This is a genomic window from Pseudomonas fluorescens, assembly GCF_000968015.1.
Taxonomy (GTDB): Bacteria; Pseudomonadota; Gammaproteobacteria; order Pseudomonadales; family Pseudomonadaceae; genus Aquipseudomonas; species Aquipseudomonas fluorescens_W.
Window position 1 is genome coordinate 121,850 of sequence record NZ_LACH01000001.1, and the last position, 22,330, is coordinate 144,179.

General features: G+C 59.9%; 18 protein-coding genes. 9 read left to right on the forward strand and 9 right to left on the reverse strand.

Annotated elements, in window-relative coordinates; translation table 11 throughout:
• Positions 1-33: 33 nt before the first annotated feature.
• Entirely contained in the window at positions 34-1,317 is a 1,284-nt protein-coding gene (locus tag VD17_RS00565; protein WP_046052213.1) for an OprD family porin, read from the reverse strand.
• A gap of 252 nt (positions 1,318-1,569) precedes the next feature.
• On the reverse strand, positions 1,570-2,241 hold the full coding sequence (locus VD17_RS00570) for a DsbA family protein (RefSeq protein WP_046052214.1): 672 nt from the start codon (positions 2,239-2,241) through the stop codon (positions 1,570-1,572).
• 252 nt (positions 2,242-2,493) lie between these two features.
• On the opposite strand from VD17_RS00570, the gene VD17_RS00575 reads away from it, so the two are divergent.
• Positions 2,494-4,587: a TonB-dependent receptor gene (locus tag VD17_RS00575; protein ID WP_046052215.1), complete on the forward strand. Its 2,094-nt coding sequence runs from the start codon at positions 2,494-2,496 to the stop codon at positions 4,585-4,587.
• Between the two features lie 271 nt (positions 4,588-4,858).
• Here VD17_RS00575 and VD17_RS00580 read toward each other — a convergent pair whose 3' ends face one another.
• The 4 genes from VD17_RS00580 to VD17_RS00595 all read right to left on the reverse strand — a co-directional run bounded on the left by VD17_RS00580 (position 4,859) and on the right by VD17_RS00595 (position 10,522).
• Complete coding sequence (locus VD17_RS00580; RefSeq protein WP_046052216.1) at positions 4,859-5,071, reverse strand: hypothetical protein; 213 nt, start codon at positions 5,069-5,071, stop codon at positions 4,859-4,861.
• A 244-nt stretch (positions 5,072-5,315) separates the two neighbouring features.
• A complete protein-coding gene (gene aguA, locus VD17_RS00585) occupies positions 5,316-6,422 on the reverse strand; it encodes an agmatine deiminase (RefSeq protein WP_046052217.1) in 1,107 nt (368 codons plus the stop codon).
• 5 nt (positions 6,423-6,427) lie between these two features.
• Positions 6,428-7,306 (reverse strand): N-carbamoylputrescine amidase, encoded by an 879-nt coding sequence (gene aguB / locus VD17_RS00590; RefSeq protein ID WP_046045523.1) that lies wholly within the window; start codon positions 7,304-7,306, stop codon positions 6,428-6,430.
• Between the two features lie 303 nt (positions 7,307-7,609).
• Positions 7,610-10,522, reverse strand: a complete 2,913-nt coding sequence (locus VD17_RS00595; protein WP_046052218.1) for an aminotransferase — start codon at positions 10,520-10,522, stop codon at positions 7,610-7,612.
• Positions 10,523-10,862: 340 nt separating this feature from the next.
• Between VD17_RS00595 and rfbC the strand changes: the two genes are divergently transcribed.
• The 4 genes from rfbC to VD17_RS00615 all read left to right on the forward strand — a co-directional run bounded on the left by rfbC (position 10,863) and on the right by VD17_RS00615 (position 15,207).
• The gene (rfbC, locus tag VD17_RS00600) at positions 10,863-11,408 is read left to right on the forward strand and encodes a dTDP-4-dehydrorhamnose 3,5-epimerase (protein WP_046052219.1); all 546 of its coding nucleotides are present in this window, start codon (positions 10,863-10,865) and stop codon (positions 11,406-11,408) included.
• 106 nt (positions 11,409-11,514) lie between these two features.
• Positions 11,515-13,323, forward strand: coding sequence for a sensor histidine kinase (locus VD17_RS00605; RefSeq protein WP_046052220.1), 1,809 nt, complete (start codon positions 11,515-11,517; stop codon positions 13,321-13,323).
• Positions 13,320-14,711 carry a sigma-54-dependent transcriptional regulator gene (locus VD17_RS00610; protein WP_046052221.1) on the forward strand — a complete coding sequence of 464 codons (1,392 nt, stop codon included), beginning with the start codon at positions 13,320-13,322 and terminating at the stop codon, positions 14,709-14,711. The genes VD17_RS00605 and VD17_RS00610 overlap by 4 nt, the downstream gene beginning before the upstream one ends.
• A 40-nt stretch (positions 14,712-14,751) precedes the next feature.
• Positions 14,752-15,207, forward strand: coding sequence for a YiiD C-terminal domain-containing protein (locus tag VD17_RS00615; protein WP_046052222.1), 456 nt, complete (start codon positions 14,752-14,754; stop codon positions 15,205-15,207).
• 101 nt (positions 15,208-15,308) lie between these two features.
• On the opposite strand, the gene cysQ is transcribed toward VD17_RS00615, so the two are convergent.
• Positions 15,309-16,136 carry a 3'(2'),5'-bisphosphate nucleotidase CysQ gene (gene cysQ, locus VD17_RS00620; protein WP_046052223.1) on the reverse strand — a complete coding sequence of 276 codons (828 nt, stop codon included), beginning with the start codon at positions 16,134-16,136 and terminating at the stop codon, positions 15,309-15,311.
• Entirely contained in the window at positions 16,133-16,699 is a 567-nt protein-coding gene (gene nudE, locus VD17_RS00625; protein WP_046052224.1) for an ADP compounds hydrolase NudE, read from the reverse strand. The genes cysQ and nudE overlap by 4 nt, the downstream gene beginning before the upstream one ends.
• A gap of 90 nt (positions 16,700-16,789) precedes the next feature.
• Here nudE and yrfG point away from each other — a divergent pair, with 90 nt between their 5' ends.
• A complete protein-coding gene (yrfG, locus tag VD17_RS00630; protein ID WP_046052225.1) occupies positions 16,790-17,452 on the forward strand; it encodes a GMP/IMP nucleotidase in 663 nt (220 codons plus the stop codon).
• A 119-nt stretch (positions 17,453-17,571) separates the two neighbouring features.
• Here yrfG and lysM read toward each other — a convergent pair whose 3' ends face one another.
• A complete protein-coding gene (lysM, locus tag VD17_RS00635) occupies positions 17,572-18,012 on the reverse strand; it encodes a peptidoglycan-binding protein LysM (protein WP_046052226.1) in 441 nt (146 codons plus the stop codon).
• 136 nt (positions 18,013-18,148) lie between these two features.
• Between lysM and VD17_RS00640 the strand changes: the two genes are divergently transcribed.
• The 3 genes from VD17_RS00640 (at position 18,149) to VD17_RS00650 (ending at position 22,315) form a co-directional block, all read left to right on the forward strand.
• On the forward strand, positions 18,149-19,036 hold the full coding sequence (locus VD17_RS00640; RefSeq protein WP_046052227.1) for a LysR family transcriptional regulator: 888 nt from the start codon (positions 18,149-18,151) through the stop codon (positions 19,034-19,036).
• Positions 19,037-19,130: 94 nt separating this feature from the next.
• Entirely contained in the window at positions 19,131-19,970 is an 840-nt protein-coding gene (gene fdhD / locus VD17_RS00645; RefSeq protein ID WP_046052228.1) for a formate dehydrogenase accessory sulfurtransferase FdhD, read from the forward strand.
• Positions 19,967-22,315 (forward strand): FdhF/YdeP family oxidoreductase, encoded by a 2,349-nt coding sequence (locus VD17_RS00650; protein ID WP_046052229.1) that lies wholly within the window; start codon positions 19,967-19,969, stop codon positions 22,313-22,315. The genes fdhD and VD17_RS00650 overlap by 4 nt, the downstream gene beginning before the upstream one ends.
• Positions 22,316-22,330: the final 15 nt, after the last annotated feature.

Here is a 22,330-nt window from a genome sequence, read left to right on the forward strand (position 1 = left end):
CCTTGCATCAGGCTTCGATGGTGCAACCGATCATCAGAAAATGTTGATCGGGTAATCCACGAACACACGCACTTCATTACCGCTGGAGTTGTACTCACTCGATTTCTGCGAGACACGCAGGATCGAGCTGCGCAGTTTCACGCTCAGGTCTTTGGCCGGGCCGCTTTGCACGACGTATTTGAACTGGTTGAAGATTTCGCGCTCGGTACCGCCTTCGCTGGTGGAGGTGGTGATGTTGTCGCCGCGCACGTAGGCGAAGTTGTAGCTCAGGCCTGGAACACCGAAGGTGCTGAAGTCGAGGCCGTAGCCCAGCTGCCAGCTGCGTTCGTCTTCGGCGTTGAAGTCGGACCAGTAGGAGTTCGCCAGGTAGATGGTGTTGCCGCCGTCGCCGATGCGACCTTGATCTTTCTGGTAGCCGCCGTAGGGGTAGCCCAGGTTGCTGTCGCCGGTGCTGCGCTGGTGGGCGAGCGTGAACGAGTGCGCGCCGGTGGCGAATGTGGCGGCCAGGCTCCAGATTTTGTTGTCGTCGCCGGTGGCACCGCTTTCGTGGACGTAGGAATCGTCCAGCTTGGTGCGGTAGCCGTTGAAGTCCAGGGTCAGGGACTGATCCTTGTCGATCGGGAACACATAGTTGGCGTTCACGTATTGCTTCTTCAACACGTCTTCGACGTCGGAGGCGTACAGCGCAGCCTTGAACTGTTCGGTGAACTGGTAACTACCGCCCAACACGTTGATCGACTTCAGGCCGCCACTGTCATGGCCTTCAGCGCTTTTACGCGATTCGGCGGTGAAGCGACCGGCATTCAGTTCCAGGCCTTTGATCTCCTTGGAGGTGATCAGGGTGCCGGTGTAGCTTTCCGGCAGCAGACGCCCGTTGTCGTAGCTCAACACCGGCAGGGCTGGCATCTGGTCGCCGTAAGTCAGGACGGTGCTGGATACGCGGAATTTTACCGCGCCACCGGCTTTGGCCAGGTCGCCGGCCGGGTTACCGCTGTCGCCTACCTTGAAGAAGTCGATGCCTTGGCCGCCGCTATGGCTACCACGGTCCAGGCGCAAGCCGTACAGACCGAAGGCATCAACGCCTACACCGACGGTACCTTGGGTGAAGCCCGAGGTGTAGGTGCCGATGGCAGCCTGACCCCATTCACGCTGGTCATCGTTGCCGTCTTTCTTGTCACGATTGATGTAGGCATTGCGCAGCAGCACTTTGAGGCTGCTGTCTTCAACAAAACCCTTGGATTCGGCCTGGTCGTTAGCCATGACCTGTGTAGCACTCAACATCCCCAGAGCGATCAGGCTGATTCGCTTGTTCAACATGTTGTTCTTTTCCTTATGATCGGTTGATACGCACTGTGTCGAACGGCTGAAACGGCGCTATCGCACTCTTTTTTCACCCCAAACAAAAAGGCCCGCGCACGAAGAAATCGTGGCGGGCCTTTTTGTTATTTTATGAGTCATGGCGGTTAGCCACAGGCGCGGGGCGGATCCTAGCCGCGACCTTAACCATGTGTCAATTTCATGAATCGTCTGTAAATAGGTGAAAAACGTCTAAGAAATCACTTGTCGACGTCAATGGGCGCAGCCGTTCAGGCCACAGGCTTGAAGCTCCGATGACGACGCTTGTGCGGGAAGCGACTGACTCAGCCATGCCGCGAACGCTTGCGGCTTGCCGAGCCACGGGCCGATATCGATCAGGGTAAATTGGCCGTTGTGTTCCAGGGCGAAGGTCGGGAAACCCTGGCCGCCGACTTCGGCCAAGCGTGCTCGACTGTCCTTGATGTGGCGATCGGTTTCAGCTTCGTTGAAAGCGGCCTGAAACGCTTGCGGTTCAAGACCGATGTCTTTCGCGAGTTCTAACAACACAGCTTCATCGGCTATGCGTCGACCTTCCTCGTAATGAGCACTCTGCAAACGCCCCAGCAACTCCAGTCCGCGGCCGGCGATCTGCTCGGCTGCCAGCACCGCGGCAATCGGCGGTGCGGAATCGAACACCGCTGTCTCATCGCGCAGCAATCCTTCGAAATACGCCTCACCGAACGGCTGGCCGGTGTACTCGGCAATGCGACGGTCGTGGGGCATCACGTAGTTGCGCAGTTGTGGCGAGACGGTCTGGCGGTTGGCGCCGGTCATCATGCCGCCGCCGTGGGCCATCACTGGCAACACAGCCTGAGCGGCTTGCACCAGCGGTTTTGCGCCGTAGCACCAGCCGCATAAGGGGTCGTAAATGTAGTGAAGGATCATAGGAAGACTCCGGCAGGGTGTAGGAAAACGAGATGCCGGCAGATTAGTCCCCCGCCCGTTTCTGAAAAATGCTGGAATGGCTTTCAGTCTGTTTCATGAATCGGTCGAATGGCCTCACGGCCCCACTGTTGCCATCTCGACACAATTCGAAATAATCAAACAGCAAAACCTTTCAAGAATAATTAACGGAAGCAAATAGCAAGCATTACCATTCGCAACCTCGAATTTCTCCACCCTTCGGATGCGCTTCAGATGCCTGCCCCCTTTCGCCTTACGCCCGTCACCCTTGGGCTTTCTGCTTTTCTGTCTGCCGGTTTTACCTGTGCCGCGACCACCGTTCTACCCGAAACCTCGATCAGCGCCGAAGCGGAAGCCGATGACCCGCGTGTGAAAGAAACCAGCACCGCGACCCGCACCGCCACGCCGGTGCGCTACGTTCCACAAGCCATCGACTCGATCAAAACCGCGAACGTCATGGATTACGGCACCAACGATCTGGGCACCGCGCTGAGCGGTATCCCCAACGTCAGCAGCGGCGCCGATACACGCTTCGACAGCCTGCGCATCCGTGGTTTCGACGCCAGCAACGACTTCTACCTCGACGGCATCCGCGACGACAGCCAATACGTGCGCGACTTGCACAACATCGAACGCATCGAAGTCCTCAAAGGCCCGGCCGCTGTTTTGTATGGCCGTGGCAGTCAGGGCGGGATCGTCAATCGGGTCAGCAAATTGCCTGAATTCGGTCGCCGCTCGACCATCGAAGCCCAAGGCGGCAGCGATGATTTGCGCAGCCTCTACGCCGACCTCAGCACCGACCCGAGCGAGAACATCAGCCTGCGCTTGAACATGGGCAACATGGATCAAAACAGCTTCCGCGACGGCGTGAGCGGCAATCGCCAACTGTTCGCTCCGTCGATGAGCTGGCAACTGACGCCGGACCTGAACTGGCTGGTGCAGTACGAATACAGCCGCTACAACCGTACGCCGGATCGCGGTATCCCCGGTGTAAACGGGCGCCCGGCGGACGTAGGACGGGATACGACCTACGGCAGCGAGCACGATTTCATCGACGACAAGTCGCAATCCCTGCGCTCGAAACTCAGTTATGAGCTCAGCGACAACTGGCAGCTGCGCCATACCCTGGGCGTGTTCAAGCTCAACAGCGATTTCGACAACACCTACCTGACGGGTTATACCCCGGCGACCAACAAGGTCACGCGCCAGCACTGGCAACAGGACCTGACCACCCGCAACGTCTACAACAACGTCGAACTGGAAGGCGGTTTCGACACGTTCGGCCTTGAGCATCGTTTGTTGACCGGCATCGAAATCGGCAGCCAGCGGCGCGACCCGACCCTGTACAACGCGGCGACTTCCGGACGGGGTAGTTCTCCCGTACCGGCGCTGGACCTGTACAACCCCGACCGCAATTTGCGCCATACCGGGCGGATGCAAGTGTCCAGCAGCACTCACACCGAAGTCGAAAGCCGTGCGGTGTACGTGCAGGATCAACTGCGCCTGAACGATCAATGGCAACTGCTGGCCGGTCTGCGTTACGACACCTTCGATATCGAGTCGACCAACAAGCTGCGGGACATTTCCGAAGATCGCGACAGCCATAGCACCAGCCCGCGTGTAGGACTGGTGTGGACGCCGCTGCAGAATCATTCCTTCTACGCCTCCTGGACCAAGACTTTCTCCCCGGTCGGCGGTGGTTTGATCGGCATCACCCCAGGCGCTGCCGGCAACAGCAACGACCTGAGTCCCGAGCTGACCAAGCAAAAGGAAATCGGCGTGAAGAGCGACTGGCTCGATGACCGCCTGAGTACCACGTTGGCGATCTACGAACTGGAACTCTACAACCGCCGCACCAGCGACCCCAACGATCCGACCGTCACCTTGATGACCGGCGTGCAACGTTCCCGCGGGATAGAGCTGACCGGAACCGGCAAGATCGCTGGCAACTGGTACGTGCGCGGTGGCGTGGGTGTGCAGGACGCGACGGTCGAGAAGGACAACAACGGCTTTGAAGGCAAACGCATCAGCAACGTGGCCAAGCATAACGGCAGCCTGTTCCTGACCTGGAAACCGGAAATGGGCTGGTACGTCGAAACCGGTCTGACTTTGGTGGGCCAGCGTTATGCCGACAACCTCAACACCACCGTCCTGCCGGGTTATGGCCGTTGGGATGCATTGACCGGGTTCCGGCAGAAGGATTGGGATTTGCGCGCGGCGCTGAACAACATTAGCGACAAGACCTACTACTCGTCAGCCACCAGTGCGGCGCAGATTCAGCCGGGTGAACCGCGCAGCCTGGTCGTGACCGGGACCTATAGCTTCTAAACACCGTTTAACCGGTGTGGATCACAAATAAAGTGTTCACACCAATCCCCTGTGGGAGCGAGCTTGCTCCGGGCGGCGTTCCGACGATAGCGGTGGATCAGTTGACATCAATGTTGACTGTCCCGCCGCCATCGTCGGAACGCCGCCCGGAGCAAGCTCGCTCCCACATTGGTTTGTGGTGATCACAAATCTGTATTTCAAAAAAACCTTCGCCCATAAAAAAAGCGCCGCCTTCCCGGCAGCGCTTTTATCAATCCTTTGTTTTTTCTTCTTATCCTTCCATCACATCCCACAACGCTTCCAGCTCCGCTTCGCTGAATAAACCAGCGGGGTAGCGTTCGATCATCGTCCGGCGCGGATCAGGTTCTCTGATCTGACGCGTTCCATTGGACTTCAACCAGTGCGCCAGGACCTGGAGCGATTCGCTGTTTACTGCCAGGGGATGCAACGCCCGCTCGCTCACCACATTCATTTCGGCGTTCATTTCCGCGCTCTCTCCTGGTTTGTGAGCGGCTAACTTATCCAAGGTTTATGACAGAACATCGCAGTTCTCCCCCTCCCTGTTTGCACCATGAGAGATACAAGAGCTGTGCCAAGGTTTCGTAACTGTCGATAAGCGGATACAAAAAAGCCCGCGGTCCTGAAGGACTGCGGGCTTTCTGCAAGACGGGAAGGCAAAACGCTTGCCGAACCGATTCTGCAATCAACTCAAGCTGTTACAACCTCACTCACTCTTTGTGCGGTGCTGGCTGTTGTTGGGTAAGGCAGTGGATGTTACCGCCTCCCAGTAACAGTTCGCGGCCGGGCACCATCACCACTTCGTGCTGCGGGAACAGTGCCTGCAAAATCTCTTTTGCCGGGCCATCCAGCGGGTCGTCAAAACTCGGCGCGATGATGCCGCCGTTAACGATCAAAAAGTTCACGTAGGAACCGGCCAGACGCACGGTCGGATTACGTTCCTGAGTCCCGTCCACCGGATCAACACCCGCGCACTCTTCTTCGGTCGCATACAGCGGCCCCGGAATCGGCATCTTGTGCACCGTGAATGGGCGACCCTTGGCGTCGGTGCTGCTTTCCAGCACGTTCATTGCCGCCTGGCAGCGCGGGTAGTTCGGGTCCTGCGGATCATCGGTCCAGGCCAGCAACACTTCGCCCGGGCGTACGTAGCAGCAGAAGTTATCCACATGGCCGTCGGTTTCGTCGTTGAACAAACCGTCCGGCAGCCAGATGATTTTATCCACAGCCAGATTCGCACTGAGCACCGCTTCGATCTCTGCACGGTTCATGTGCGGATTGCGATTGCGGTTAAGCAGGCATTCTTCGGTGGTGATCAGCGTGCCTTCGCCATCGACGTGGATCGAACCGCCCTCAAGCACAAAGCCCTCGGTGCGGTATCGCTGGCTGCGCTCGATCTCGAGGATCTTGCCGCCGACCTGCGAGTCGCGATTCCACGGCGAATACAGACCACCGTCGAAACCGCCCCACGAGTTGAAGTCCCAATTCACACCACGGACTTCGCCACTGTTATTGATGACAAACGTCGGGCCAGTGTCGCGAACCCAGGCGTCGTCGCTGGACATTTCCACCACACGAATATTCGGCACGTCCAGACGGGCACGGGCGTTTTCGTATTGGCCGGCGGAAACCGCCACGGTCACCGGTTCGAAGCGGGCAATGGCTTTGGCCACCGCGACGTGCGCGGCCTGCGCCGGTTTGCCACCCAGGCGCCAGTTGTCCGGGCGCTCGGGCCAGATCATCCAGGTCTGGGTTTGCGGCGCCCATTCGGCTGGCATGTAAAAGCCATCAGCGCGAGGGGTGCTGTTCAAAGTGGTCATAGCGATCAGGACTCCAGGGAACCGTCTAGGGTCTTTAGTGTGCCATACAGGTTCGGGCGACGATCACGGAACGAACCCCACGCGCTGCGGATGTGCTCCAGCTCATCGAGGTCGAAGCTTTGAACCAGCACGCCTTCTTCGGTTTCGTTGAGTTCTTGAACCTTCTCACCGAACTGGTTGGCGATGAACGACGAGCCGTAGAACGTGATGTCGTAACCGTCCTGCTCTTCGTTGCCGATGCGGTTGCTGGCGATCAGCGGCATCAGGTTGGCGCCGGCATGGCCTTGTTGCACGCGCTGCCAGTGATCACGGGACGAAATGGTCTTGTCGTGTGGCTCGCTGCCGATCGCGGTCGGGTAGAACAGGATTTCCGCACCGAGCAACGCCATGCTGCGCGCGCATTCCGGGAACCACTGATCCCAGCAGATGCCCACACCGATTTTCGCGTAACGGGTGTTCCAGACTTTGAAGCCGGTATCGCCCGGATTGAAGTAGTACTTTTCGTGGTAGCCAGGGCCGTCCGGGATATGGCTTTTACGATAAATCCCGAGGTTGCTGCCGTCGGCATCGATAATCGCGATGCTGTTGAAACGCGCGCGGCCCGCCAGTTCGTAGAAGCTGATCGGCAAAACGACTTGCAGTTCCTTGGCAACTTTCTGGAAGTGCTTGATGGCGACGTTGTCTTCAACGGTCGTGGCCAACTGCAGGTAATCCGGGTTCGGCTTCTGGCAGAAGTACGGAGCCTCGAACAGTTCCTGGATCAGGATGATCTGCGCGCCTTTCGCCGCGGCCTCACGGACCAGCCGCTCAGCGGTCTCGATGTTGGCTTCAAGGTCCCAGGAACAGGCCATCTGGGTGGCGGCGACGGTAACGATACGGCTCATGAATCATCTCCGGGGCAATTGCTTGAGGGTCGAGCGTGACATCGACCAATGACAGAAATGGGAAGCACCGGTCGTGGCGAGTCCACACCGGGGCAGCGGCGACTTTATAGCCGATAAAAATCGGCTTTAAAAGCTTAAAACAGTCCATCTGTCGAATTTAACTCAAGCAACCCAGATAATAATCGAACTTTACGCTATCCCTGTGGGAGCGAGCTTGCTCGCGATAGCGGTCGTACATTCAACATCAATGTTGGCTGGTCTGGCCTCATCGCGAGCAAGCTCGCTCCCACAGGGGATAGGTGTTTACAGACCCTCTGCGAGCACCTTCGACAACATGTCCACGAAGAAATCCACGCTCTGACGCGAAGTCACCATTGGCGGTTTGATCTTGAGGATGTTCAGGTAATCGCCAGTCGGCTGCATGAAGATCCCCAGCTCGCGCAACCGATCACACAGCGCCGTGGTTTCTTCGGTCGCCGGTTCCAGGGTTTCGCGATTGCGGATCAACTCGACGCCCAGATAGAAGCCGGAACCATGCACCGCGCCCACCAGCGGATGAATATCGATCAGCGCTTCAAGCCGTTCCTTGAAATGTCCTCCCACGACCTGAGCGTTTTCCCAGAGCTTTTCTTCTTCCATCACATCCAGCACCGCCATGCCGATCTGACAGCTGACCGGGCTGCCACCGGCCGACGAGAAGAAATAGCCCTCAGCCTCCAGCGCTTCGGCGATTTCCCGACGGGTAATCACTGCGCCCAACGGCTGGCCGTTGCCCATGCCTTTGGCCATGGTGATGATGTCCGGCACCACGCCCTGCTCTTCGAACCCCCAAAAAAAGTTGCCCATGCGGCCGTAACCGACTTGCACTTCGTCAGCGATGCAGACACCGCCCTGTGCACGAACCAGCGCATAAACCTGTTTCAAATACCCCGGTGGCAGCGAGATACCGCCGGCATTGCCGTACACCGGTTCGCAGATGAAACCGGCCAGCTGACGCTTCTGCTCGGCAATTTTCGCCAAGTTGTGTTCGACGCTGCGCACGTAGTCCGGCGCGCTATCCGGCCCACGGAATTCGCCGCGATAGGTGTTCGGCGCGGTGACTGGATGCACCCAGTCCGGACGGCTGCTCAAGGCCTTCGGGTTATCGGCAATCGAAGTCGAGACCGCGTCCGCGCCTACTGTCCAACCGTGATAGGCCTCGAGCACACTGAGCATGTCGCGACCGCCGCTGTAGGCCCAAGCCAAACGGATCGCGAGGTCATTGGCCTCGCTGCCGCTGTTGACCAGGAACACTCGATCCATGGAATCCGGCGACAGTTTCAGCAAACGTTCGGAGAACTCGGCAATCGCCGCGTAGTTAAAACGCGAGTTGGTGTTGAGCAGTGACCACTGACGACTGGCGACCACGGCCATGCGCGGATGACCGTGGCCCAGCACCGCCACGTTGTTGAGCATGTCGAGGTAGGAGCGACCTTGCATGTCGATCAGATGATTGCGCCAGCCACGTTCGATGCGCGGCGGGTCGACGTAATAGTGCTTCTGGGTACGGGCGAAACTGGCGTCACGGCGCGCCAGCAACGTCTGCGAATCGAGTTCTTCTTCGGCGTCACAGGCCAGCCCCAGCAGCACCGCCGGTGACGGGCACAACGCTTGCCAGGCCGCGGCGCGAGAAGGCGTACAAAACAAGGGCGCATTGAACGAAGCGCCTCGGCACAACTGCACGATCAGTGGCCCGCTGACCGAACCCAGCACCTGGCCTTTGACCAGCGCTGCGCCCGTGTGCAGCGACGGCGTCACGCCCCACAGCCGCACACTCAGTTGCGGGCCATCCAATTGCAGAACGCCTGCCGCGGGCTGATGCACCACCCCGGCAAACGGTGACTCGACCGCCGTGCCGTGGGGCACTCGCAATTCGACGTGCAATGGGCAAGTGTCCGGCTCAGTGGCGCTGTCAGGCCGGGTGCGGGACAAGCGATATTGCCCATAACGACTCGCCGCCAAACCATGAGCCGCGGCAGCTTCGGTCAGCAGCCGCTGATCGATCTCCTCCTGCTCCCAGTTACCGGCCTCGAAATGCGGGCTGAGCACGCCCAGATCGATCAACGCAAACTCACGTCCCACCAGACTCGGCAGCAGCGGCGCGAAGCCTTCGCTACCGATGCTCGGAAGACTCTGACCGACCGAGGTCAGGATCGCCGCTTCCATCAGCGCCAACGGCACCGAGGTAGCGACGCGGAAAATCTCCCACTCGTGGGTGAGGTTGTCGCGGCTGTATTCGTTGCCCGGATCGATGCTGACCTGCTGTTCGCCGCTGAGCACCAACACCGCCGCACGGGCGACGATCAGCGGCCAGAGCGCCTGTAGCTCTTCATGCGTGAGCGGATTGACAGCGTGATAGGCCTGGACCGCCGGCAAAATGTAGAACGGATCGCCATCGGCGTGGTGCAGCAGCGCCGCACACGTCACCGACAGATCAGTGATGCGCCAGGTACGAACCAGGTCGCCGAAATCGATCACACCCTGCAATTGCCACTGGCGTTGTGAATCTCGCTGCCACACCACGTTGTCGTCGGTGATATCCATATGAATGGCCTGCACCGGCAGCTTATCCACAAGCGGCTGCAAATGACGCTCGGCCTGTTCAGCGACACCGGCGATCAGCCGGCGTTGCTGGTCGTCCTCGATGACCGGTAGCAAATGAGCGATCAACGCGTTGGCGTGGCGGGCGTCCCATTGAAGGGTGCGCTCGAGGCCCGGATGGTCGAAACCGGCCAGGGCCAGGTCCATTTCACCGCAGAGCCGACCGAAGCCGGCCACTACTGAACCGGGCAGATGATCCAGGTGTGTGAGCGATTGGCCTTCGATGTAATCGAGCAGGCGCACATGCACCGGTTGGCCGCCGACTACAAGGGAGAGAAGGTCTGCACCGTTTTTGGCGGGAATCACTCGTGGCACATGCACATCGGGGTGTTCACCCAAACGCTTGAGCCCGGCGTGCTGGGCGTGCAGCTCCTGCGCCGAGTAATCGCCACGGCAGATTTTCAGGACAAAACGCCCCTGGTCGCTGTCGACCCGATAGTTAAGATCCTGCTGGCTGCCGAGGGTCTGCAATGTTCCACTCAGCCCGTAATGTCCCTTCAGCAGCTCAAGCGCTTGCTCCGCAGACACTTGCGGGCTGGGCAAACTGGCGCGATGAATCAACGTGGCGAGTGGCATACAACGACCCCTGAAATTTTATTAGGCGCTTATATCGCCACTGCTTTGGACGATACGCAACCCCCCTTCAAGCCAGCGACCTCTCTATTGAACTTTCCTACGCCAATCTCGGATTGCCTTCCGCCGACCTTGACCCCAACCTATGACCCGTACGGGTACACGAACCTTTCAAGGTAGAAACGAATACCCTGACAATGCGCCGCCGGGAGATCGCTAGCCCTTCTATGGATCAACCACCGCGACTTCGAGGATTTTATCGCCCGAACAATCGCGCCCCTCGCACCGGCCACCACTTTGCGCAAGAATGTCGCCCATCAACGCCAATTGCTGGAGAAAGACCATGAAAGTAGTCACCACCGACCTGCCCGGTGTTCTGATCATCGAGCCGAAGGTATTAGGTGACGAGCGCGGCTTCTTCTATGAAAGCTTCAATGCCAAGGCTTTCAACGAAGCGACTGGCCTGAAGACGAATTTCGTTCAAGACAACCATTCCCGCTCGCAAAAAGGTGTATTGCGCGGCCTGCATTACCAGCTGGAAAACACTCAGGGCAAATTGGTGCGCGTCACAGTCGGTGAAGTACTCGACGTGGCGGTGGACATTCGCCGCAGCTCGCCACACTTCGGCAAATGGGTGGCCGTGCGTCTTTCCGCCGAGAACCGTCGTCAAATGTGGGTCCCGGAGGGTTTCGCCCACGGTTTCGTAGTGCTGAGCGAGTTCGCCGAATTCCTCTACAAAACCACCGACTACTACACCCCGTCCGCCGAGCGCAGCATTCGCTGGAACGATCCGGACCTGGCCATTGATTGGCAACTGGATGAAGCACCACAACTGTCCGGCAAAGATCAGGCTGCCGTGTTCTTCAAGGACGCTGACGTCTTTTCCTGAAACACCGTCTGAATCTTCGCCACATAGTCGTGCCTGACCCACGGCGCGCAGACTGCGCCCGCAAGCCTAGGCATAATGCGCCTGTACCCACAGGCGCTCGATGCTCATGACTCCGACCCTTCCCCGCAGACCCCGCTGGCGCAGCCTGGCCCTGCTCGCGCTGTGCCTGGCGCCGTTGCTGTGGCCGCTGGAGCATCTGGCCGAGCGTTACTACCGCAGCGAACTGGCCGGGCAGAACCGTCAGACCCTCGACCTTTACGTCGCCAACCTGCTGGGCACCCTGCACCGTTATGAAGTGTTGCCGCAGATCCTCGGCGATCTGCCGGCCCTGCGAGCCGTCCTCGGCGCGCCCGACGATGGCGTCACCCAGGGCAACGCCAATCGCTTGTTGAAAAATATCAGCGCCCAGACCGGCGCCGAAGTCATGTATCTGATGGACACCACGGGCAAGACCCTGGCCGCGTCCAACTGGGACAAACACGACAGTTTCGTCGGGCGTAATTTTTCCTTTCGTCCGTACTTCAGCGAAGCCATGGCCGGGCGGCTTGGGCGTTTTTTCGGTTTGGGCACGACCTCGGCCAAGCGTGGCTATTTCTTCGCCGCCGCCGTGCGTAACGGCGAAAAGATTATCGGTGTGCTGGTGGTCAAGGTCGACCTGGACCATACCGAAAGCCTATGGGGCAAAACCCCGGAACAACTGCTGCTGACCGACCATAACGGCGTGGTCATTCTCACGTCGCGGCCCGAGTGGCGATTCCGCTCGACCCGCCCGTTGGGCGAAGAAGAACGCAAGGCTATCACTGCGATTCAACCTTATCCGACCCGTGATCCCAAACCATTGCGACTCAACCCCAACGCCTGGCTGACACAAACCCAGCCCATCGCAGAAACCGGTTGGAACGTCAGCATTCTCGCCCCACGCACCTTGATCGATCGCCCGGTACGCACGGTCGTCGCCATCGGCGGCGCGACGTTGTTGGTCTTGATGTTGCTGCTGGGTCTGATGATGCAACGCCGCCGTCATTACCTCGAGCGAATCGCCTTCGAAGCCAAGGCCCGTCGTGAACTGGAAGGCCGGGTAGCCGAGCGGACCAGCGACCTCGAAGGCCTCAACCGTCGACTGAAACAGGAAGTACTGGAACGCGAACAGGCGCAGCAAGAGCTGGTTCGCGCTCAGGATGATCTGGTGCAGGCCGGCAAACTGTCGGCCCTTGGCACCATGTCGGCGAGTATCAGCCACGAATTGAATCAACCGCTGGCGGCGATCCGCAGCTACGCAGAAAACGCCGAAGTGCTGCTCGATCATCAGCGCACCGACGATGCGCGCGGCAACCTCAAGTTGATCAGCGAACTGACCGGGCGCATGGCGTCGATCATTGCTCATCTGCGCGCCTTCGCCCGGCGCGATCGCCACGCCCCGGAAAGCGTTGCCTTGCAACCGGCGCTGGACGATGCGCTGGCGCTGCTGGCCAAGCGTCGACGCAGCATGGAAGTCGAGCTGATCCGCGACTTGCCGGCCGCCACCCTGTGGGTCGAGGCAGGGGAAACCCGTCTGCGTCAGGTACTCGGCAATCTGCTGGCCAACGCCTTGGACGCCCTGACGGAAAAAGGCCCGCCGCGTAAGCTCTGGTTGAGTGCCCAATCCACTGCCGACGGCGTCAATCTGTACATTCGCGACAATGGCCCCGGGTTCTGCCTGGAGGCACTTGGCCGCGCCAGCGAGCCCTTCTACACCACCAAGACCCGCACTCAGGGGCTTGGGTTAGGGCTGGCGATTTGCGAAACCCTGATGCGCGCCTTCGGGGGTGAACTGTCGTTCGCCAACCACAAGGAAGGTGGCGCCCTGATTACCCTGAAGCTGCGTGCAGGCGCACCGGGTGTGAGCCTGCAACCGTCCGAGGACCGAAGTGCATGACCATCGACAACCGCATCCAGGTCGTGCTGATCGACGACGATCCGCACCTGCGACAAGCCCTGAGCCAGACCCTGGACCTCGCCGGCCTGAAAATCCTGCCGCTCGCCGAGGCCAAAGGCCTGGCCGCGCAACTGGAGCGTGACTGGCCCGGCGTGGTGGTCAGTGACATCCGCATGCCGGGCATGGACGGTCTCGAATTGCTGACTGAACTGCATGCCCAGGACCCGGAACTGCCGGTGCTGCTGATTACCGGTCACGGCGATGTGCCGCTGGCCGTGCAGGCCATGCGCGCCGGGGCTTATGACTTTCTGGAAAAACCCTTTGCCAGCGACGCGTTGCTCGACAGCGTGCGCCGCGCCCTGGCCCTGCGCCGGCTGGTGCTGGACAACCGCAGCCTGCGTCTGGCCCTGAGCGATCGCAATGAACTGAGCACCCGACTGGTCGGGCAATCGGCGCCGATGCTGCGCCTGCGCGAGCAGATCGGTGCATTGGCGGCGACCAAGGCCGATGTGCTGATCCTTGGCGAAACCGGCGCCGGTAAAGAAGTTGTCGCACGTGCATTGCACGATCTGTCGAGCCGTCGAAACGGTCCGTTCGTCGCTATCAATGCCGGCGCCCTGGCCGAGTCGGTGGTAGAAAGCGAGCTGTTCGGTCACGAGCCAGGCGCCTTTACCGGCGCGCAAAAGCGCCGCATCGGCAAGTTCGAATTCGCCAATGGCGGCACATTGTTCCTCGATGAAATCGAAAGCATGAGCCTGGATGTGCAGGTGAAATTGCTGCGCTTGCTGCAAGAGCGAGTGGTCGAGCGCTTGGGCGGCAATCAGCTGATCCCGTTGGACATCCGCATCATCGCTGCGACCAAGGAAGACCTGCGTCAATCCGCCGATCAGGGCCGCTTCCGTGCCGACTTGTATTACCGCTTGAACGTCGCACCGCTGCGTATTCCACCGCTGCGCGAGCGTGGCGAAGATGCGCTGATGCTGTTCCAGCATTTCGCCGATGAAGCCAGCGCTCGTCACGGACTGCCACCCCACGAGTTGCAACCGGGACAACGTGCCCTGCTGCTGCGCCACACCTGGCCGGGCAACGTGCGGGAATTGCAGAACGCCGCCGAACGCTTTGCCCTGGGCCTGGAACTGGCCTTGGACAACAACGCGGCGGATGGCGCTGTCGGCATGACGGTCGAAGTGGTCAGCGGCGGTCTCAGCGAACAAGTGGAAAACTTCGAAAAAACCCTGATCGCTGCCGAACTGGCGCGCCCTCACAGCTCGGTGCGCAGCCTCGCCGAAGCCCTGGGCATCCCACGCAAGACCTTGCACGACAAGCTGCGCAAACACGGGCTGAACTTCGCCGACAGTGGCAGCAGCCACACCGACGAACCCGATTGAGCTACCGTCAAATCATCATCTTCAAAAAAGAGATCCGTGCATGAGCCGCGACAGCCGTCATCTGGAATCAGTCCTCCATCGCGACATTCCCCTTACCCGGGACATGGGCCTCAAAGTGCTCGACTGGCACGACCAGCAACTGCGCCTGCACTTGCCGCTGGAAGCCAACGTCAATCATAAAAGCACCATGTTCGGCGGCAGCCTGTATTGCGGCGCCGTGCTGGCCGGTTGGGGCTGGTTGCATCTGCGTTTGCGTGAAGAAGGGGTTGAAGGCGGGCACATCGTGATTCAGGAAGGACAGATCAGCTATCCGCTGCCGGTGACCATGGACGCGACAGCGATTTGCCATGCGCCGAGTGCGGCGGTGTGGAAGAAGTTCTTGGCGATGTACAAGCGGTATGGACGGGCGCGGTTGACACTGCATTCGCGGATCGTCAATACGGACAGTAATGACGATGCCGTGAAGTTTACCGGGCAGTACGTACTTCACCGCTAAAGCAGAAGATCGCAGCCTCGTTTCACTCGACAGCTCCTACAGAGAAACGCGTCCCCCCTGTAGGAGCTGTCGAGTGAAACGAGGCTGCGATCCCTTGATCTTCAGGCCCGAGCCAACGCCAACAACTTTTCGCGCCAGGCAGCCTTCGCTGGCAGCGCCAGGAAAAACTCATTCAACAACGACTCCCGCGCCGGATAACTGAACGGCGTACCGCTCAAATCCAGCACCTCACCGCCCGCCCCTTCCAGCACGCCTTGCGCCGCCGCCGTGTCCCACTGCGAGGTCGGCGCCAACCGCGGATAACAATCCGCCGCCCCCTCCGCCAACAAACAGAACTTCAGCGAACTGCCGATATTGGCCAATTGCAGTTCACCCAGACTGTCGCTCAACCCGGCCAGCAAGCGCTCCTGCTCAGGACTCGAATGCCGACGACTGGCAACCACCGTAAACGCCTCACCTGCTGCTGGCACGTCGCGAACCTGAATCGGCAAAGGTTCCGCGTCTTTATCGCCACGCCACGCGCCCAGACCCGCACCACCGACGTAAAAGCGCCCGTTGGTCGGCATCGACACCACGCCAAACACCACACGCCCCTGCTCGATCAGCGCAATGTTGACGGTAAATTCTTCGCTACCGGAAATGAACTCCTTGGTTCCGTCCAGCGGGTCCACCAGCCACCAACGCTGCCACCCGGCGCGCACGCTCTGGGGAATGTTGGCGTCTTCTTCGGACAGCACCGGGATGCTCGGGTCCAGCGCCGTCAGCCCGGCCAGGATCACATGGTGAGCCGCCATGTCGGCGGCCGTCACCGGGGAATCATCGGATTTTGCAGTCACGGCGACGTTGGCACGCCAAAACGGCAGAATCGCTTCACCGGCTTTCAATGCCAGTTCAACAACAGGCGCCATCAACGGATGGGGGAAAATCATGGCTGGAACACTCCACGCTGAGTCAGTAGATCACGGGCAAGATACAGGGCTGCCAATGCACGGCCCTCAGTGAATCGCGGGTTCTGGGCCAGGGCCGACAACTCACGCAGGTTGATTTTGTCCACGCCCATCGGCTCGGGCTCATCGCCTTCAAGGCTTTCTTCGTACAGATCAGTGGCCAACACCACCTGGATCTTCTGGCTCATGTAACCGGGCGACAACGACAACTCAGTCAGATGCTCCAGTTGCCGCGCGCCATACCCGGCCTCTTCTTTGAGCTCCCGCTCGGCCGCTGCCAGCACGTCCTCGCCCGGCTCGATCAAGCCTTTGGGTAAGGACAGCTCGTATTCATCGGTGCCGCCGCAATACTCTTCAACCAGCACCGCGTGCTCCGCATCCAGCATCGCCACGATCATCACCGCGCCATAACCGGCGCCCTTGCCCACCAGTCGCTCATACGTGCGCTCTACGCCATTGGAAAAGCGCAACTTCAGCTCTTCAACGCAGAACAAACGGCTGGTGGCGACGATCTCGCGGGCGAGGATGGTGGGTTTCTGGCGCATGAAAAGCTCCTTAGCGTGAACGCGTTACTATACCCGGCCTATCCTGATTGTTTACCTCGGATATCTTTTTTACCGCTGGAGAAGTTTTTTATGTCCCTGCTGCCCTGGCGCGACATCGACACCGTTCTGCTGGATATGGACGGCACGCTGCTGGACCTGCATTACGACAACCATTTCTGGATGGAACACCTGCCCCAGCGTTACGCCGAGTTGCACGGGGTGAGCCGGGCCATGGCCGAGATGGAATTGCAGCCGTTGTTCGAACGCAACGCCGGCCAGTTGCAGTGGTATTGCCTGGATTTCTGGAGCGCCGAGCTCAAACTGCCGGTGCGCGAACTGAAACTGGAAACCGCGCATTTGATTGCCCTGCGTCCGGATGCGGACACCTTTCTAGCCGCCATCAAACAGGCGGGCAAGCGCGTGGTGATGATCACCAATGCGCACCGTGATTCGCTGTCATTGAAGCTGGAAAGGATCGAACTGGCGCCGTACTTCGAACGATTGATCAGCTCACATGATTACGGTTTCCCCAAAGAAAATCCGCAGTTCTGGGAGGCGTTGCAGGCGGACATTGGCTTTGATCCGGCGCGCAGTCTGTTTATCGACGATACGTTGCCGATCCTGCGCAGCGCGCGGAATTTTGGGGTGGCACATTTGTTGGCGGTGAGTGAGCCGGACAGCCGTAAAGGTCCGAAGGACACGGCGGAGTTTGCGGCGGTGGGGGATTATCGGGAGCTCATCGCAGGGCTATAGAGCCTGACGCGGTCATTGTGGCGAGGGGGCTTGCCCCCGTTCGGCTGCGAAGCAGTCGTAAAGATTTTGGGGCCGCTTCGCGGCCCAACGGGGGCAAGCCCCCTCGCCACAGGTCTTGGTTACTCAGGAATCCGCAGCGACTGCCCCGGATAGATCTTGTTGACGTCCTTGAGCATCGGTTTGTTGGCATCGAAGATTTTTTGATACTTGTTGGCATCGCCATACACGCGCAAGGAAATCGCGCTGAGGGTGTCGCCCTTCACGACCGTTACAAACTTCGCGGCCACAACCACCGGCCCGGTCACGGTGATCTGGTCATCCACACTCCCGACACCGGCGATATTGCCCACCGCCAGCAGGATTTTTTCCTTCTCTTCCTGACTGCCGACTTCGCCGGTCACGATGACCTTGTCGCCATCCACCGTCGCCTGCACATTCGGGTTACCCAGGCCGACCTTGCTGATGTGTTCCTTCAACTGCTCGCTGGCATTGGCGTTGCCTGGCGTCAGCAGATCGATAAGTTTTTCGCCTGCTTCTTTCACAAAGCTAAAAATACTCATAGCGCACTCTCCTTGGGTTTTGGGTTCCAGACGCAAAAGCCTAGACCAAGGTTGCAATACACGGCTCCAACCCGACCAATGACGCCGCTTCCCCCCAAGCGCTAGAATCCGCACCTTCCCGCGCCCTGGAGCGAAGATGGACATCAAGCAACTGAAATTCCTCATCGCCCTCGACGAAACCCGGCATTTCGGCCAGGCCGCTGCGCGTTGTCACATCACCCAGCCGACGCTGTCCATGCGCTTGCGCAGCCTCGAAGAAGAACTCGAGTTGCCGCTGGTCAATCGCGGGCAACGCTTCGAAGGTTTCACCGCACCGGGTGAACGGGTGCTGGCGTGGGCGCGCACCGTGCTGGCGGCCTACGACGGTTTGCAGGCCGAAGCGGCAGCCTGTCGCGGCAATCTGGTCGGTACGTTGCGTCTGGGCGTGGTGCCGCTGTCGAGCTTCGATCCGCTGCCGCTGATGCAACGCCTGCACGCCGAACACCCGAACCTGCGCTTCGAACTCTCGGCCCTGAGTTCTGAACAAATCCTGGAACAACTGGCGAACAATCGCCTGGACCTCGGCGTTTCGTACCTGGAGCGACTGGATGGCGAACGCTTCGATTCCCTGGCGTTGAGCGAAACCCGCATGGGCCTGCTCTACGATCAACGCTTCTTCAGTTTCGGTGAGGCGCCGCTGAGTTGGGAGTCCCTGATCGAACTGCCGCTGGGCATGCTCACCAGCGGCATGCATTTTCGGCAGTCCATCGACCACAACTTCCACAGTCGCGGCCTCACCCCACAGCCGTTACTGCAAACCGATGCCGTCCATCAATTGTTACAAGCGGTGCACGGCGGATTCTGCTGCGCCGTGATGCCGCTGGACGGAGGCCTGGAAAAACTCACTGATCATTTGCGCCTGCACCCCATCGAAAATGCTCAAACCCTCGCCCGGCTGGGGCTGATCATGCGTCGCAGCGCCCCGCGTTCGGCGTTCGCGGAAGCCTGTTTCGCGATTCTTCAGCAATCGCTGCGGAGTTCTTGATCGACGCCATCTATCGGTAGATCAGTATTAGCGATTAGACGTGACAAGTTGACGCGCCTAGGCTTAAAGCAGCCTAAACCGTCGGTGATACCTCATGAATGCCAAGCGCCCTGCCTGCGTGGCGCCAGCGCTCGAAACGCCAGCCCCCGCCGCAAGTCAGACGTACAGTTACTGCGACCTTCAAGACACCGAATCAGCCAGCACCGCGCTGGCCGAAGAAGTCGCGTTGGCGATCGCCTATAACGGCATCAGTCAGGCGGTCATGTTGGTGACGCCGACGGACCTTGAAGACTTTATCGTCGGCTTCAGCCTCGGCAGCGGCATCATCGAAGACGCTTCCGACATTTATGACCTGCAACTCAGCGGTTCGGGGTCAGCGCAGTACGCGCAAGTGACCATCGCCAACCGCGCCTTCTGGAATCTCAAACAACAACGTCGGCAAATGGCTGGCACCAGCGGTTGCGGACTCTGCGGTGTGGAAGCGGTGGAGCAGGCGTTGCCAGACCTCAAGGTCCTGCCCGGCGCACCCTTGCCGCCCGCCGAATGGCTCGATGGTTTGCGTCAGCGCATCGGTGCGTTCCAGCCTCTTGGCCAGTACTCCGGCGCGGTGCACGCCGCCGTGTTTATGAACAGTCAGGGCCAATTGCTGCTGGGCCGCGAAGACATCGGCCGACACAACGCCCTCGATAAGCTGATTGGCGGACTGATCCGTCAGAAGATCCCGACCACCGGCGGGCTGGCGATTGTCACCAGCCGTTGCAGTCTCGAATTGATCCAGAAAGTGTTGCGCGCCGGTATCCAGACCCTGGTCAGCCTGTCGTCGCCCACGGGCCTTGCCGTGCAATGGGCCCGTCGCCACAACCTCAATCTCATTCACCTGCCGCAGAAAAGTGCGCCGCGGGTCTACAGCCCTGCGACGGAGAACCAAGCGTGAGTCAACATCGTCAAGCCGACCAGAAACCCGTCCCCCGCTACAAACCCTACAAAGGCCCGGCCGGTGGCTGGGGCGCGCTGGCCAGTGTTGCCCGTGCCTGGTTGACCAGCGACAACGCGCTGAAAAACTTGCGCATGATGCTCAAGACCAACAAGAACGGCGGGTTCGACTGCCCCGGCTGCGCCTGGGGCGATTCCAATGAGGCCGGCATGGTGGCGTTCTGCGAGAACGGCGCCAAAGCAGTGAACTGGGAAGCGACCAAACGCCGTGTCGACGGCGCGTTCTTTGCCAAACACAGCGTCAGTTCGTTGCTGGAACAAAGTGACTATTGGCTGGAGTATCAGGGCCGTCTGACCGAACCACTGAGCTATGACGCCGAAACCGATCGCTACAAGCCGATCAGTTGGGAAGCGGCGTTCTCCTTGATCGCCAAACATTTGCAGGGCCTGTCGAGCCCAAACCAGGCCGAGTTCTACACCTCGGGCCGCGCCAGCAACGAAGCGGCGTACCTGTATCAATTGTTCGTGCGTGCCTACGGCACCAATAACTTTCCCGATTGCTCGAACATGTGCCACGAGGCCAGCGGTGTGGCCATGGCGCAAAGTGTTGGCGTCGGCAAAGGCACCGTCACCTTCGACGACTTCGAACACGCCGATGCGATTTTTGTCTGGGGTCAGAACCCAGGCACCAACCACCCACGGATGCTCGAACCGTTGCGCGAAGCGGTGAAACGCGGCGCTCAGGTGGTCTGCATCAACCCTTTGAAGGAGCGCGGCCTGGAACGCTTCCAGCACCCGCAACACCCGATCGAAATGCTCACCAACGGCGACAAGCCGACCAACACCGCGTACTTCCGTCCGGCATTGGGCGGCGACATGGCGATCATGCGCGGCATGGCCAAGTTCCTGCTGCAGTGGGAGCGTGACGCTCAGAAGGCGGGTGAGCCTGCCATATTCGACCACGACTTCCTCAATGAACACAGTGTCAACGTGCTGGAATACCTGGGCATCGTCGACGACACCTCGTGGGAGCAGATCGTCGAACAGTCCGGACTGACGCTGGTTGAAATCGAGCAAGCGGCGCGGATGTACGCCAACGGCAAAAACGTGATCATGTGCTGGGCCATGGGCATCACACAGCATCGCCATTCGGTAGCGACCATCCAGGAAATCGCCAACCTGATGTTGCTGCGCGGCAACATCGGCCGGCCCGGCGCAGGTCTGTGCCCGGTGCGCGGCCACAGTAACGTGCAGGGCGACCGGACCATGGGCATCAACGAGCGTCCGCCGGTGGCATTTCTCGATTCCCTGGAGCGTCGCTTCAACTTCAAGGTGCCGCGTGAAAACGGTCACAACGTGGTCGAGGCGATCCACGCCATGGCCGACGGCCGCGCGAAAGTCTTTATCGGGCTGGGCGGTAACTTCGCCCAAGCCACCCCGGACAGTTCACGGACCTTCCAGGCCCTGAGCAACTGCGACCTGACCGTCCAGATCAGCACCAAGCTCAACCGCAGCCATTTGGCGCACGGTAAAGACGCGTTGATCCTGCCGTGCCTAGGCCGTACCGACATCGACATCCAGACCGAAGGCCCGCAAGCGGTGACCGTCGAAGACTCGTTCAGCATGGTCCACGCCTCCAACGGCCAGTTGCAGGCGCTGTCGAACCAGATGCGCTCGGAGCCTGCGATCATCGCTGGCATCGCCGCCGCGACCCTGGGCAGCAAACCGGTGGACTGGAACTGGCTGGTGGCCGACTACCGACGCATCCGCGACTTGATCGCCGACACCATTCCAGGCTTCAAGGACTTCAACGAGAAGATCCAGAACCCGGGCGGGTTCTACCTCGGCAACAGCGCCGGTGCTCGCCGCTGGAATACCGCGTCGGGGCGCGCCAATTTCCGTCCGAACGTCCTGCCTAAAGATCTGGTGCACGAACGCACTCGCGCCACCGGCGTATTGCCGGACCTGATCATGCAGTCGATGCGCTCTCACGATCAGTACAACACCACGATTTATGGGCTTGATGACCGTTATCGCGGCGTAAAAGGTCAGCGTGATGTGTTGTTCGTCAACGAAGCCGACATCCTTCGCCTGGGGTTCAAGCCGGGGCAGAAGGCTGACATCGTGTCGATCTGGGATGATGGCCGTGTACGTCGAGTGAAGGGCTTTACGCTGCTGGCGTTTGATATCCCTGCCGGGCAAGCGGCGGCTTACTACCCGGAAGTGAATCCGCTGGTGCCGCTGGAAAGCATCGGGGACGGCAGCCATACGCCGACATCGAAGTTTGTGGCGATCCGGCTGGAAGCGGCGAGTGAGACCGGGCTGATTATGGCGAAGTCGGCCTGAGGTATTGCCTGATTT